10 protein-coding genes are annotated in these 12,992 nt (G+C 70.6%); 4 read left to right on the top strand and 6 right to left on the bottom strand.

The window, feature by feature from the left end; genetic code table 11:
• The first annotated feature begins 462 nt into the window (after positions 1–462).
• The 3 genes from C4T42_RS22590 (at position 463) to dapE (ending at position 5,346) form a co-directional block, all read left to right on the top strand.
• Complete coding sequence (locus C4T42_RS22590) at positions 463–1,593, top strand: glycosyltransferase family 4 protein (RefSeq protein WP_026604868.1); 1,131 nt, start codon at positions 463–465, stop codon at positions 1,591–1,593.
• 148 nt (positions 1,594–1,741) lie between these two features.
• Complete coding sequence (locus C4T42_RS22585) at positions 1,742–4,087, top strand: amylo-alpha-1,6-glucosidase (protein ID WP_020092796.1); 2,346 nt, start codon at positions 1,742–1,744, stop codon at positions 4,085–4,087.
• Between the two features lie 80 nt (positions 4,088–4,167).
• The gene (dapE, locus tag C4T42_RS22580) at positions 4,168–5,346 is read left to right on the top strand and encodes a succinyl-diaminopimelate desuccinylase (RefSeq protein ID WP_103985893.1); all 1,179 of its coding nucleotides are present in this window, start codon (positions 4,168–4,170) and stop codon (positions 5,344–5,346) included.
• On the opposite strand, the gene truA is transcribed toward dapE, so the two are convergent.
• The 4 genes from truA to recR all read right to left on the bottom strand — a co-directional run bounded on the left by truA (position 5,328) and on the right by recR (position 8,472).
• A complete protein-coding gene (truA, locus tag C4T42_RS22575) occupies positions 5,328–6,089 on the bottom strand; it encodes a tRNA pseudouridine(38-40) synthase TruA (RefSeq protein ID WP_020092794.1) in 762 nt (253 codons plus the stop codon). The two genes, dapE and truA, sit on opposite strands and share 19 nt — an antisense overlap.
• 220 nt (positions 6,090–6,309) lie before the next feature.
• The gene (gene fmt / locus C4T42_RS22570) at positions 6,310–7,239 is read right to left on the bottom strand and encodes a methionyl-tRNA formyltransferase (RefSeq protein ID WP_020092793.1); all 930 of its coding nucleotides are present in this window, start codon (positions 7,237–7,239) and stop codon (positions 6,310–6,312) included.
• 7 nt (positions 7,240–7,246) lie between these two features.
• Positions 7,247–7,762, bottom strand: a complete 516-nt coding sequence (def, locus tag C4T42_RS22565; protein WP_020092792.1) for a peptide deformylase — start codon at positions 7,760–7,762, stop codon at positions 7,247–7,249.
• Between the two features lie 104 nt (positions 7,763–7,866).
• Positions 7,867–8,472: a recombination mediator RecR gene (gene recR, locus C4T42_RS22560; protein WP_020092791.1), complete on the bottom strand. Its 606-nt coding sequence runs from the start codon at positions 8,470–8,472 to the stop codon at positions 7,867–7,869.
• A gap of 415 nt (positions 8,473–8,887) precedes the next feature.
• Between recR and C4T42_RS22555 the strand changes: the two genes are divergently transcribed.
• Positions 8,888–10,507 (top strand): phosphoenolpyruvate carboxykinase, encoded by a 1,620-nt coding sequence (locus C4T42_RS22555; protein ID WP_020092790.1) that lies wholly within the window; start codon positions 8,888–8,890, stop codon positions 10,505–10,507.
• 155 nt (positions 10,508–10,662) lie between these two features.
• Here C4T42_RS22555 and C4T42_RS22550 read toward each other — a convergent pair whose 3' ends face one another.
• Both C4T42_RS22550 and C4T42_RS22545 read right to left on the bottom strand, forming a co-directional pair.
• The gene (locus tag C4T42_RS22550; RefSeq protein WP_020092789.1) at positions 10,663–10,986 is read right to left on the bottom strand and encodes a YbaB/EbfC family nucleoid-associated protein; all 324 of its coding nucleotides are present in this window, start codon (positions 10,984–10,986) and stop codon (positions 10,663–10,665) included.
• Positions 10,987–11,048: 62 nt separating this feature from the next.
• On the bottom strand, positions 11,049–12,974 hold the full coding sequence (locus C4T42_RS22545) for a DNA polymerase III subunit gamma/tau (protein WP_091680819.1): 1,926 nt from the start codon (positions 12,972–12,974) through the stop codon (positions 11,049–11,051).
• Between the last annotated feature and the right edge of the window lie 18 nt (positions 12,975–12,992).

The raw sequence follows: 12,992 nt of genomic DNA, 5'->3' as shown, positions 1-12,992 counted from the left end.
GCTCTCCGTTGCGCGAAATGATCCCGGACCGACCCGGGAGGATCGGATGGGGTTCGCGCGCTGATGCTTCTGGTGGAGCAGCACGAGCCGCCACGGCAGCCCTATCGGCCGGGCGGTTCGACGCGGGGCGGCTTATGACAGAAAGCTGACGCGGCGGCAACGCCCGCGGATCGGAGCACGAGATCGAGATCCGGGGGAACGCGTCGCCGGGCTCCGGCGTATCGAGCCCTGGGACCGGGCCCCTCTGCACACACCCGCGCCGGCGAGCCGGCAACGGCGGGGCAGCGGCCGTTTCGCCCGTGCTGATTCGGAGGAATTCGGGGACGGCTTGCGCGCCGCACAAAACGGCGAGGGACAGCGGGTGCGCCAGGAACCATAACCTTAGCCGTCGGTTTCATTCATGTCCCGCTCAGGCCGGCAGGGTTAGACCCCCCGTCAAATTGGCCAACCAGGAGACACTTCGTGCGCATTGCCCAGATCGCTCCGTTGTCGGAGGCCGTCCCTCCGAAGTTCTACGGCGGCACCGAGCGCGTCGTCAGCTGGATTACAGAGGAACTGGTTCGCCAGGGCCACGAAGTCACGCTGTTCGCGAGCGGTGACTCCGAGACGACTGCCAAGCTCGCGGCCTGCACGCCCGAAGGCCTCCGCCTGCTCGGCTACCGGGATCACACGGCCAGCCACCTGGCGATGCTGCATCAGGTGCACCGCCGCGCGCACGAGTTCGACATCCTGCACTTCCACATCGACCTGCTTCAGTACCCGATGTTCGAGGATCTGAACCATAAGTGCATCACCACGATGCACGGTCGCCTGGACGTGCCGGACTTCATGCCGGTCTACCGCACCTTCACGGGCATGCCGCTGGTCTCGATCTCGGACAACCAGCGCCTGCCCATGCCGCCGACCTCGAACTGGCTGGCGACGATCCATCACGGCCTGCCGGCCGAGAACTGCCCGTACTACCCGGACGCCAAGGGCGGCTACCTAGCCTTCCTCGGCCGGATCTCGCCCGAGAAGCGGCCCGACCGCGCGATCGAGATGGCGATCCGTTCCGGCACGCCCCTTAAGATCGCCGCCAAGGTCGACAAGGCCGACCAGGATTACTGGGACGAAGTCATCGAGCCGATGATCCATCACCCGCTGATCGAGTACATCGGCGAGATCAACGAGGAGCAGAAGAAGGACTTTCTCGGCAATGCCCTGGCGCTCGCCTTCCCGATCGATTGGCCCGAGCCCTTCGGCCTCGTGATGATCGAGGCGATGTCGGCCGGCACCCCGGTGATCGCGTTCCGGAACGGCTCCGTGCCGGAGGTCATCAAGGACGGCGTGGGCGGCGTTCTCTGCGAGAACATGGACGACGCCGTGGCCGCGGTCGCCAAGGTCAAGACCATGAGCCGCGCCGGCGTGCGCCGCCACTTCGAGAGCGCCTTCACCGCCGAGTGCATGGTGAAGAAGTACGTCGCCGCCTACGAGGACCTGCTCGCCCGCGGCGCCGACGTGATCAAGCTGCCGAAGTCCGGCTTCATGCCGCAGTACGGCGAGGTCAACGGCTCCGCGCGTCCGGCGATCCCGGTCGCCGCCATGCCGGCCTGAAAGCCGGCACCGGGCTTGCGAGGCGGGGCCGGCTCGGCCTAGCGTCTTAAAGGCGACTCATCCGTAGGGTGAACAAGGGCTGCTGCATCGAAGGGATGCAGCAGCCCTCTCGATTCGCACCCCTCACTTGCACCCGGAGATGCCCTGCATGGCGGCGGACAACACGGCAGCGGCCCACGATGCGAAGGCCCGGACCGCGGCGAGCGCCGGAAGCGTGGCGCACGGATTCCAGGACGCGGACGACGTCCTCCCGACCTATCACATCGAGGCGCAGACCTCCCTGGTCGAGCGGCCGCTGCGCTCGCTGAAGTTCGGCGAGGCCTTCGGCGTCCTCGATTCCTACGGCGACATCGGCGTCCAGCCCGGGCCGGAAGGCCTCTATTTCCAGGACACGCGCTACCTCTCGCGCCTGGAGGTGACGGTCGAGGGCCAGCGCCCGCTGATGCTCTCCTCGGTGATGCAGGACGATAACGGCGCCCTCAGCGTCGACATGACGACGCCCGACATCCGCATCGACGCCCACGACGAGACCTCGATCCCCCGCGAGACGATCGCGATCGAGCGCACCAAGTTCCTGTTCCGCGGCGCCTGCTACGACCGGATCGGCCTCCGCTCCTACGATTCGAAGCACCGGCGCCTGCGCATCGCCGTCACCTTCGACGCGGATTTCCGCGACCTCTTCGAGGTTCGCGGGACAGATCGACAGGAGCGCGGCAAGCGCGGCGTGCTCGTGGCGAGCGACCGCGAGGTGCAGTTCCGCTACGTCGGCCTGGACGAGATCGTCCGGACGACCTCCCTGCATTTCGGCCCGAAGCCCGATTCGATCGAGCCCGGCAAGGTCGTGTTCGACGTGTCGCTCCCGCCGGAGGGCCGGACCTCCCTGTTCATCCGCGTCACCTTCGAGGCGCACCGGGCCTTCACCAAGCCCCCGACCGACACGATGGTCGGCGAGGACGCGGCCGCCAAGCTGACGCTCGCCGCCAATGCCGGCGGTGCCCGGCGCGAGCCGAAGGATCTCGGCGAGGGGACGATCTTCGCCCGCGCCTACCGCGATTCGCGGCGCGACCTGCGGGCGCTGACGGCGGGCATCACCACGATCATCTCGTCGAACGACCAGTTCAACGAGGGGCTGTGCCGGGCGACCGCCGACCTCTACATGCTCGCGAGCCGAACCCCGGAGGGCATCTACCCCTTCGCCGGCATCCCCTGGTACTCCACGGTGTTCGGGCGCGACGGCATCATCACCGCGATGATGGCGCTCTGGATCGACCCGAAATTCGCCCGGGGCGTGCTGCGCTACCTCGCCTCGACCCAGGCCAAGGCGGTCGATCCGGCCGCCGACGCGCAGCCCGGCAAGGTCCTCCACGAGACCCGGCGCGGCGAGATGGCGATGCTCGGCGAGGTGCCGTTCCGGCACTATTACGGCACCATCGACGGCACGCCGCTCTTCGTGATGCTGGCCTGGGAGTACTACGCCGTCACGGGCGACCTCGAGACCGTGCGGGCGATCTGGCCGGCCCTCGAACTCGCGCTCGAATGGATGGACCGCTACGGCGACCGCGACGGCGACGGCTTCGTCGAGTACGCCCGCGACACCGACAAGGGTCTCGAGAATCAGGGCTGGAAGGACAGCCACGACTCGATCTTCCACACCGACGGTCACCTGGCCAAGGGCCCGATCGCCCTCTGCGAGGTGCAGGGCTACGTCTACGCCGCCAAGAACGGCATGGCGAAGCTCGCGGCGCTCCTCGGCCACGACCCGATGGCGGAGCGCCTCACCCAGGAGGCGGCGAGCCTGCGCGAGCGGTTCGACGCGGCGTTCTGGAACGAGGAGATCGGCACCTACGCGCTGGCGCTCGACGGCGCCAAGAAGCAGTGCGCGGTGCGCTCCTCCAATGCCGGCCACGCCCTGTTCACCGGCATCGCCAAGCCGGAGCGGGCGGCGCGGGTCGCCGAGACGCTGCTGTGCAAGGACGGCTTCAACGGCTGGGGTGTGCGCACGATCGCCAAGGGCGAGGCGCGCTACAACCCGATGTCCTACCACAACGGCTCGATCTGGCCGCACGACAACGCGCTGATCGCGATGGGTCTGGCGCGCTACGACCGCAAGCACGAGGCCGCGCGCATCTTCCAGGGGATGTTCGACACCTCGCTCTACCAGGACCAGAAGCGGCTGCCAGAGCTGTTCTGCGGCTTCATGCGCCGCAAGCAGCGCGGCCCCGTCTCGTACCCGGTCGCCTGCAGCCCGCAGGCCTGGGCGGCGGCGGCGCCGTTCGCGTTCCTGGCGGCCTGCCTAGGCCTCGAACTGGACCACGAGCGCAACCGTGTCCGGCTCAAGAACCCGATCCTGCCGGGCTTCCTCGACGGGGTGACGCTCTACAACGTCAAGCTCGGCGGCTCGCGCCTGGACATCCGGTTCCAGCGCTATGACGACGACGTCACCGTGTCGGTGCAGCGCCGCCACGGCGACGTGCAGGTCGTGGTGACCAAGTAGGGCCCGGGACGGGAGTTCCGGGGCGGCCCGCTTCGGGTTAAGCGGGCCGCGCGGCACGTCGCGCCGCCGAGGACGGGTTCATGCCGGCAGATCATCACGCCCCCGACGCGGCCCTGCGCCTCGCGCAGGACCTGATCCGGTGCCGGTCCGTGACGCCGGAGGATCGGGGCGCCCTCGACGTCGTCGCCGACGCGCTCCGGCCGGCCGGCTTCGCGGTCGAGCGGCCGGTCTTCTCGGAGCCCGGCTACCCCGACACACCGAACCTCTACGCCCGCGTCGGGCGGGACGGTCCGTGCCTCGTCTTCGCCGGTCACACCGACGTCGTGCCGGAGGGCGAGGGCGCGTGGCGCCACGATCCCTTCGCGGGCGCCGTGGCCGACGGGATGCTGTACGGGCGGGGAGCGGCCGATATGAAGGGCGGCGTCGCCTGCATGCTCGCGGCGACCCTCGCCTTCCTCGACCGGCGCGGCGCCGATTTCGGCGGCTCCATCGCGTTCCTGATCACCGGCGACGAGGAGGGACCGGCGGTCAACGGCACCGTGAAGCTCCTCGACTGGGCGCGGCGCCGGGGCGAGCGGTTCGACCACTGTGTCCTCGGGGAGCCGACCAATCCGGGCCGGCTCGGCGAGATGATCAAGATCGGCCGGCGCGGGTCGCTGACCGGCAAGCTCACCGTTCTCGGCCGGCAGGGCCACGTCGCCTACCCGCACAAGGCCGAGAACCCGATCCCGGGCCTGCTGCGCCTCGCCTCGGCGCTGGTCGCCGAGCCGCTGGATCGCGGGACGGGGCATTTCGACGCCTCGAACCTCGAATTCACCACGATCGACGTCGGCAACCCGGCCACCAACGTGATCCCGGCGACCGCCCGGGCGACCTTCAACGTCCGCTTCAATGACGACTGGACGGCCGAGAGCCTGGGCGAAGAGATCCGTCGGCGCCTGGAGCAGGCGGCCGGGAACGCGGTGCGCTTCAGCCTGGATCTGCAGCCCTCGAACGCGCCGGCCTTCCTGACGCGGCCGGACGCCTTCGTGACGCTGGTCGCGGAGGCGATCCGGGCCGAGACCGGCCTGACCCCGACGCTCTCCACGACGGGCGGCACGTCGGATGCCCGCTTCATCAAGGATGCCTGCCCGGTGATCGAGTTCGGCCTCGTCGGCGAGACCATGCACCAGACCGACGAGTGCGTGGCGGTCGCCGACCTAGAGCGGCTGACGGCGATCTACGGGCGCGTGCTCGACGCCTACTTCCCCGGTTCGTAGTCGACGCCCACGAAGGTCAGCCCGGCGGCCGGGGCCAGCGGCCCGCACCGGCGCTTGTCGCCCGAGGCCAGGATAGCGGCGACCGCGTCCGCCGAGAGGCGGCGGCAGCCGGCGAGCATCAGCGTGCCGACCATCGCCCGCACCTGATGGTGCAGGAACGAGCGCGCCGACGTCGCGACAACGATCTCGTCGTGGAGCGCCATCGGCGTGCGGCCCACGTCGAGCTGCTCCAGCGTGCGGATCGGGCTGTTCGCCTGGCACTCGGCGGCCCGGAAGGCCGAGAAGTCGTGGCGGCCGACGAGGCGCTGGGCGGCTTCGTGCATGAGTGCCGCGTCGAGGGGCCACGGCACGTGCCAGACATGGGCGCGCGTCAGCGCCGCGGGGCTGCGCCGATTGAGGATGCGGTAGCGGTAGTGCCGGCGGATCGCCGAGTGGCGGGCGTCGAAGCTCTCCGGCACGGTCTCGGCGGACAGGATCGCCACCGGCTGCGGCCGCAGATGGGCGTTCAGGGCGTCCCGCACCGTGTCGGTCCGCCAGTCCTTGGCGAGGTCGAGATGGGCGACCTGATGGATCGCGTGCACGCCGGCATCGGTCCGGCCCGCGCAGGTGAGCCGGGCCTCCTCGCCGGAGAAGCGCGTGACCGCCGCCTCGATCGCGCCCTGGACCGTGGGATCGTCCGCCTGCCGCTGCCAGCCGCAGAACGGACCGCCGTCGTACTCGATGACGAGCTTGTAGCGGGGCATCAGCCGGCCCCCTCAAGGTCTCTCGATAGCGCTCCGATGTTCGATCTCGCGATACGGCACAGAGCTTCGGAAAGCTGCGCGCGCGATCGTTTCTGCGAGCGTGCCGAAGCGATCCGGCGTCGCGCCGAGCCTCGCCAGGGTGCGCTGCCCTGGGTCGCTTCGCTGCGCTCGCGATGACGGGTCGGGCCGCGCGCCGAATGCCGTGAACGGGCGACGCGCATCAGCCGAGGCGGGCGCCGGGCGTCAGGCGGGCGCCGCGGACGAACTCGGCCCCGCTGGCGCTGCCGCCCTTCCCGGCGCGGCGCAGCTCCAGGAGCCGGACGGCGCCGTCCCCGCAGGCGACGGTGCCTTCGGAATCGCGCAGCGTGCCCGGCGCGCCCGAACCCTCCGCCGGGGCGGCGCGGAGCACCTTCACGCGCTCGGAGCCCTTGCCGAGATCGACCTCGAAGAAGGCACCGGGGAACGGCGACAGCCCGTTGATCCGGTTGGCGACCTCGGCCGCCGGGCGGAACCAGTCGATCCGCGCCTCGTCGTTGGTGATCTTATGGGCGTAGACGATTCCGTCCTCCGGCTGCGGCGCGAAGGTCAGCGTGCCCGCGTCCAGCGCCGCGAGGGCCCGCGCCATCAGGTCGGCGCCGAGGGGCATGAGCGCGTCGTGCAGGGCGCCCGCCGTCATGCCCGGGGTGATCGGCAACCGCGCCTCGAGGGCGACCGGGCCTGTGTCGAGACCGGCCTCCATCCGCATGACGCCGACGCCGCTCTCGGCGTCGCCCGCCATCACGGCGCGCTGGATCGGCGCCGCGCCGCGCCAGCGCGGCAGCAGGGATCCGTGCAGGTTGAGACAGCCGTACCGCGGCGCGTCGAGGATCGCCTGCGGCAGCAGCATCCCGTAGGCCACGACGACCGCGACGTCCGCCCGGTGCGCCGCGAAGGTCTCGGCGGCTTCGGGCGTGCGGAGCGTCGCGGGCGTCAGGACCGGCGCGCCGAGCGTGTCGGCGAGCGCGTGGACCGGGGAGGGGCGCAGGCTCATGCCGCGGCCGGCCCTGGCGGGCGCGCGGGTGTAGACCGCCGCGATGTCGTGCCCGTCCTGCGCGAGCCGCGCGAGCGTCGGCACCGCGAAGTCCGGCGTGCCCATGAAGACGACGCGCATGGCCGGCTCAGGCCGCGTCGCGCTTGGCCGCCTTGGTGAACTTCTTGATCACCCGGTCGCGCTTCAGCTTCGACAGGTGATCGATGAACAGCACGCCGTTCAGGTGGTCGATCTCGTGCTGGATGCAGGTCGAGAGCAGGCCGTCGGCCTCGATCTCCTGCTCCTTGCCGTCGAGGTCTCGGAACTTCACGCGCACCCGGTCCGGGCGCTCGACCTCGGCGTAGTAGTCCGGGATCGACAGGCAGCCCTCGTCGTAGACCCGCTTCTCCTCGGACGACCAGACGATCTCGGGATTGATGAAGACTCGCGCGTCGCGGACGCCTTCCTCCTTCGACGTGTCGATCGTCACGACGCGCTTCGCCACGCCGATCTGGATCGCCGCCAGCCCGACGCCAGGAGCGTCGTACATCGTCTCGAACATGTCGGCGACGAGGGTCCGGATCTCGGCGGTAATCGGCCCGACCGGTTCGGAGCCCAGGCGCAGGACGGGATCGGGAAGGATGACGAGCGGGCGGATGGTCATGGCGGGAACCGGCAGGGAAGGCGCCGGCACGGGTCCGGGCTCACCGTCGAATAGGATGCGGCCGAGGACCGGTCAAATACCGGTTCGCGACCTGTCGCCGGCCCTCAGAACACCGTCCGGCTGCGGATCGCCGCCGAGAGCGTGCCCTCGTCGAGGTAGTCGAGCTCGCCGCCGACCGGCACGCCGTGGGCGAGGCGCGTGACCTTCACGTCGCAGTGCCGGATCGACTCCGTGACGTAGTGGGCGGTGGTCTGGCCGTCGACGGTGGCGTTGAGCGCCAGGATGACCTCGGTCACCTCGGGCCGGGCCACGCGCTCCACGAGGCTCGCGAGGTTCAGGTGCTCCGGACGGACGCCGTCGAGCGCCGAGAGGACGCCGCCGAGCACGTGGTAGCGCGCCTTCACGGCCCCGGACCGCTCCAGCGCCCAGAGGTCGGACACGTCCTCCACCACCACGAGCGTCGTCGGATCCCGCTCGGCGTCGCGGCAGATCGTGCACGGGTCGGAGGTGTCGACGTTCCCGCAGCTCGTGCATACGATGATGCGGTCGGCCGCCACCCGCATCGCGTCGGCGAGGGGCCCGAGCAGCGTGTCGCGCTTCTTGATGAGCTGCAGGGCAGCCCGCCGCGCCGAGCGCGGTCCGAGGCCCGGCATGCGGGCGAGGAGCTGGATCAGGCGCTCGATCTCGGGGCCGGCGACGGCTTGGGGCATCGTGCCTCTGGGGCGAGGAAGGGGCTGCGGATCGGGACGGGCATAGACGGCGCCGGGCGCCGCGCAAGGGTCCGCGCGCCGATGCGGTCCATCGTATGTGGTATATGGGTATTCCGACGCCGCTTCGCCGGTGGCATTATGCTGCACGACGAACGGAACTGCTTACAGACCTGGGTTCCTGAGTCCACGACTGTGGTCTAACCTGTTTGTACACGTTGCGGGCTCCCGGCGGAGCCCATTATGACAGCGAAGCTTCGCCGCCTACGCGTGAGTGGGATGGCGAGCGGCCGGGAACGGAGAACCTGCGTGCGGCGGTCCTGTACGACCGCACGGACGTCTCCCGGGCAAACCCGGACGGCGGTGCCGTCCGGCTCAGTCGCGTCGACGGTCGAACAGGGGCCCGGGAGATACGATCATGACCAACATCGGTGATCACAACGCGGCCCACGGCGCCGAGGCGGCGGGCTTCCGCGACCTCAAGGCCGTCCACTGGAATTTCGAGGCCCCGCGCCTCTACGAGGAGGCCCTGTCCCGCAAGGAGGCGCAGCTCGCCCGCGGCGGCGCCCTCGTCGCCACCACCGGCAGCCATACCGGCCGCTCGCCCAAGGACAAGTTCGTGGTGCGCGACGCCGGCACCGAGAACGAGGTCTGGTGGGACAACAACGGCGCCATCACGCCCGAGCAATTCGAGACCCTGCGCCAGGACTTCCTGAAGCACGCCGAGGGCAAGGAGCTGTTCGCCCAGGACCTCTACGGCGGCGCCGATCCGGCCTACCGGGTCAAGGCCCGGGTCTTCACCGAGTTCGCGTGGCACTCGCTGTTCATCCGCAACCTGCTGATCCGTCCGGACCGCTCCGAGATCGCGTCCTACGTGCCGGACATGACGATCATCGACCTGCCGAGCTTCCAGGCCGATCCCGCCCGGCACGGCTGCCGGTCGAAGACCGTGATCGCCATCGACTTCTCGAAGAAGCTCGTGCTGATCGGCGGCTCCGCCTACGCGGGCGAGATGAAGAAGTCGGTCTTCACCTACCTGAACTACATCCTGCCCGGCCAGGGCGTGATGCCGATGCACTGCTCCGCCAACGCGGCGCTCGATGCCGAGGGCGGCTCGGCGATCTTCTTCGGCCTCTCGGGCACCGGCAAGACGACGCTGTCGAACGACAGCTCCCGCCAGCTGCTGGGCGACGACGAGCATGGCTGGTCGAACGAGGGCATCTTCAACTTCGAGGGCGGCTGCTACGCCAAGACCATCCGCCTCTCGCGCAACGCCGAGCCGGAGATCTACGCCACCACCGAGCGCTTCGGCACGGTGATGGAGAACGTGATCATCGATCCGGTCACCCGCGCACCGGATTTCGACGACGCGTCGCTCACCGAGAACACCCGCTGTGCCTACCCGCTGGACTTCATCGCCAACGCCAGCGCCTCCGGCCGGGCCGGGCATCCGAAGAACATCGTCATGCTGACCTGCGACGCCTTCGGGGTGATGCCGCCGATCGCCAAGCTCACCGGCGCCGAGGCGATGTACCACTTCCTCTCGGGCTACACCGCCAAGGTGGCCGGCACCGAGCGCGGCCTGACCGGGCCCGAGGCGACCTTCTCGACCTGCTTCGGCGCGCCGTTCATGCCGCGGCATCCGAGCACCTACGGCAACCTGCTGCGCGACCTCATCGCCAAGCACAGCGTCGATTGCTGGCTGGTCAACACGGGCTGGACCGGCGGCGGCGTCGGCACCGGCCGGCGGATGCCGATCCGCGTGACGCGCCGCCTGCTGAGCGCCGCCCTCGACGGCTCGCTGGCGCAGGCCGAGTTCCGCCGCGACCCGTATTTCGGCTTCGCGGTGCCGGTCTCGGTTCCGGGCGTCGAGCCGCACATCCTGACCCCGGTGAAGACCTGGGCCAACAAGGGCGCCTTCGTGGAGACGGCGGCGCGGCTCGTGAAGATGTTCGACGACAACTTCAAGCGGTTCGAGGCCCATGTCGACGCCGACGTGCGCGCCGCCGGGCCGACCGCGCAGGCGATCGCGGCGTAAACCGAGAGCGGGCGGCCCGCGGGGCCGCCCGTCCCGTTCGTCTTAGCGAGCGCAGGGAAGCTATCCAGGGCAGCGCGACATCTGCGAGCGTAGCGCGACCGGGTTGCTTCGCTGCGCTCGCGAAGACGGTTCGGACGTCCTGTCCGGGATGCGTCCTAGAACGGCAGCTTCATGCCCGGCGGCAGGGGCAGGCCCTTGGTCAGCTCGGCCATGCGCTCCTGCATGGTCGCCTCGGCCTTCCCGCGGGCGTCGTTGCAGGCCGCGACGATCAGGTCCTCAAGAATCTCGCGCTCGTCCGCCACCATCAGCGAGGGGTCGATGCTGACTCCCTTCATCTGGCCCTTGGCGCTCATGGTGACCCGGACGGAGCCGCCGCCGGAGGCGCCGGTCACCTCGATCTCGTCCATCTCGGACTGCAGGTTGGCCATCTTCTCCTGCATGGCCTGAGCCTGCTTCATGATGCCCATCAGGTCGCGCATGCGGCTCTCTTTCCGTTTCCTCGTCTGATCTGGGTATGGAGCGGCCCGGGCGCCACCGTGCGTCAGGCGTCGTCGTCCTCGACCTCGCCGACCCGCGCGGCGTCACCTTCCCCGAGGATCTCCTGCTCGGCGGAGGGGAGGGCCTCGGAGATTGTCTCGCGCACGTCGACGATCTCGGCCCCGGGGAAGCGCGTCAGAACCTCGCGCACGAACGGGTCGGCGGCGGCGTTCTCCCGGCGTGTCTCGGTCGCGGCACGGGCGGCCGCGTCGAGGGTCGGGGCGCCCTCGTCCTTCGACAGGGCCACCACCCAGCGCCGCCCGGTCCAGCGCTCGATGGCGGCGGCGATGTCGTTGGCGAGGCTCGACCGGCCGCCGGAGGCGAGGCGGAACTCGATCCGGCCCTCCTCGAAGCGCACTAGGTGGACGTCGCGCTCCAGCGCGGTCCGCAGCAGGATGTCCCGGTTGGCGTCGGCCAGCGCGATCAGGTCCTCGAACCGACCGAGGCGCGGCGTCGGCGGTGCCGCGGGCGCCGGCCTCGGCGCCGCCGCACCGACGGGCGCACTTGCGGGCGCGCTGATCGGGACGCTCGCCGGCGCGTTCACCGCGACGGGCGCGGCCAGGGGCGCCGCGACCGGGGCGGGCTCCGGAGCGACCGTGCGGGGTGCCGCGGCGAGCGCTGCGGAACCGCCGCCGCGCAGGTCGGGAATCGGCGGGAGGGGCGGCCGGACCGACGCGACCGGGGCCTCGTCCGCGGGCGCGGCGGCGGCCTCGGCCCGGAGCTGGCGCAGGGCCTCGTCGGGTGTGGGCAGGTCGGCCGCGTAGGCGAGGCGCACGATCGCCATCTCGGCGGCCGCGAGGGGCCGGGGCGCCGCCTGGACCTCGGGAATCGCCTTCAGCAGGATCTGCCACGCCCGCGACAGGGCGCGGATTGAGAGCTTCTCGGCGAACGCGGCACCGCGGACGCGCTCGGTCTCGCTGAGCGTCGGGTCGGCGGCGGCTTCCGGCACCACCTTGAGCCGGGTGACGAGGTGCGTGAAGGCCGCGAGATCCGAGAGCACGACCGACGGGTCCGCGCCGGAATCGTACTGCGCCCGCAGCTCCGCGAAGGCGGCCGGCACCGCGCCGCGCATCACCGCCTCGAACAGGTCGAGGATTCGGGCGCGGTCAGCGAGGCCCAGCATGTCGCGCACGCTCTGCGCCGTGATCGTGCCGGCGCCGTGGGCGATCGCCTGGTCGAGCAGCGAGAGCGCGTCGCGCACCGACCCTTCCGCGGCGCGCACGATGGCGCCCAGAGCCTCGTCCTCGACCGATACGCCCTCGGCCGCGCAGACCTTCGCGAGATGCGCGTGCAGGGTCGGCGCCTCGACCCGGCGCAGGTCGAATCGCTGGCAGCGGGACAGGATCGTCACCGGGACCTTGCGGATCTCCGTGGTGGCGAACACGAATTTCGCGTGCGGTGGCGGCTCCTCCAGCGTCTTCAGGAAGGCGTTGAACGCCTTCTCGGAGAGCATGTGGACCTCGTCCACGATGTAGACCTTGTAGCGCGCCGAGACTGGCCCGTAGCGGATGCCGTCGATGATCGCCCGGACGTCGTCGATGCCGGTATGCGAGGCGGCGTCCATCTCCAGCACGTCCATGTGCCGGGATTCCATGATCGCCGCGCAGTGCAGGCCGAGTTCCGGCATCGACACGGTCGGGCCGGTGTCGGGCTGTCCGGCGCGGGCGTAGTTGAGGCCGCGCGCCAGGATGCGGGCCGTCGTGGTCTTGCCGACTCCGCGGACGCCGGTGAGCATCCAGGCCTGCGGAATGCGGTTGGCCGCGAACCCGTTGGCGAGGGTCCGCACCATCGCGTCCTGGCCGATCAGGTCGCCGAAATTGGTGGGGCGGTACTTGCGCGCGAGCACCCGGTAGGGCGTCGCCGCGGCGGGGGGCGCTGGAAACCCGGGCAGGCCCGGCTCGTCGTCAGGCGTGCCGGTCGTAGCGTCCATGCCGTATCTGGGTCCGGC

The organism is Methylobacterium sp. 190mf, assembly GCF_900107945.1.
Lineage (GTDB): Bacteria > Pseudomonadota > Alphaproteobacteria > Rhizobiales > Beijerinckiaceae > Methylobacterium.
Note: the sequence above shows the minus strand (reverse complement) of the source record. Positions and strands in the feature narration are given on the sequence as shown.

What these genes read in the sequence shown, in the direction of transcription:
- C4T42_RS22585 (WP_020092796.1), top strand. Translation starts at nt 1,742, where the DNA reads ATGGCGGCGGACAACACGGCAGCGGCCCACGATGCGAAGGCCCGGACC.
- dapE (WP_103985893.1), top strand. Translation starts at nt 4,168, where the DNA reads ATGCCGGCAGATCATCACGCCCCCGACGCGGCCCTGCGCCTCGCGCAG.
- truA (WP_020092794.1), bottom strand. Translation starts at nt 6,089, where the DNA reads ATGCCCCGCTACAAGCTCGTCATCGAGTACGACGGCGGTCCGTTCTGC.
- fmt (WP_020092793.1), bottom strand. Translation starts at nt 7,239, where the DNA reads ATGCGCGTCGTCTTCATGGGCACGCCGGACTTCGCGGTGCCGACGCTC.
- def (WP_020092792.1), bottom strand. Translation starts at nt 7,762, where the DNA reads ATGACCATCCGCCCGCTCGTCATCCTTCCCGATCCCGTCCTGCGCCTG.
- recR (WP_020092791.1), bottom strand. Translation starts at nt 8,472, where the DNA reads ATGCCCCAAGCCGTCGCCGGCCCCGAGATCGAGCGCCTGATCCAGCTC.
- C4T42_RS22555 (WP_020092790.1), top strand. Translation starts at nt 8,888, where the DNA reads ATGACCAACATCGGTGATCACAACGCGGCCCACGGCGCCGAGGCGGCG.
- C4T42_RS22550 (WP_020092789.1), bottom strand. Translation starts at nt 10,986, where the DNA reads ATGCGCGACCTGATGGGCATCATGAAGCAGGCTCAGGCCATGCAGGAG.
- C4T42_RS22545 (WP_091680819.1), bottom strand. Translation starts at nt 12,974, where the DNA reads ATGGACGCTACGACCGGCACGCCTGACGACGAGCCGGGCCTGCCCGGG.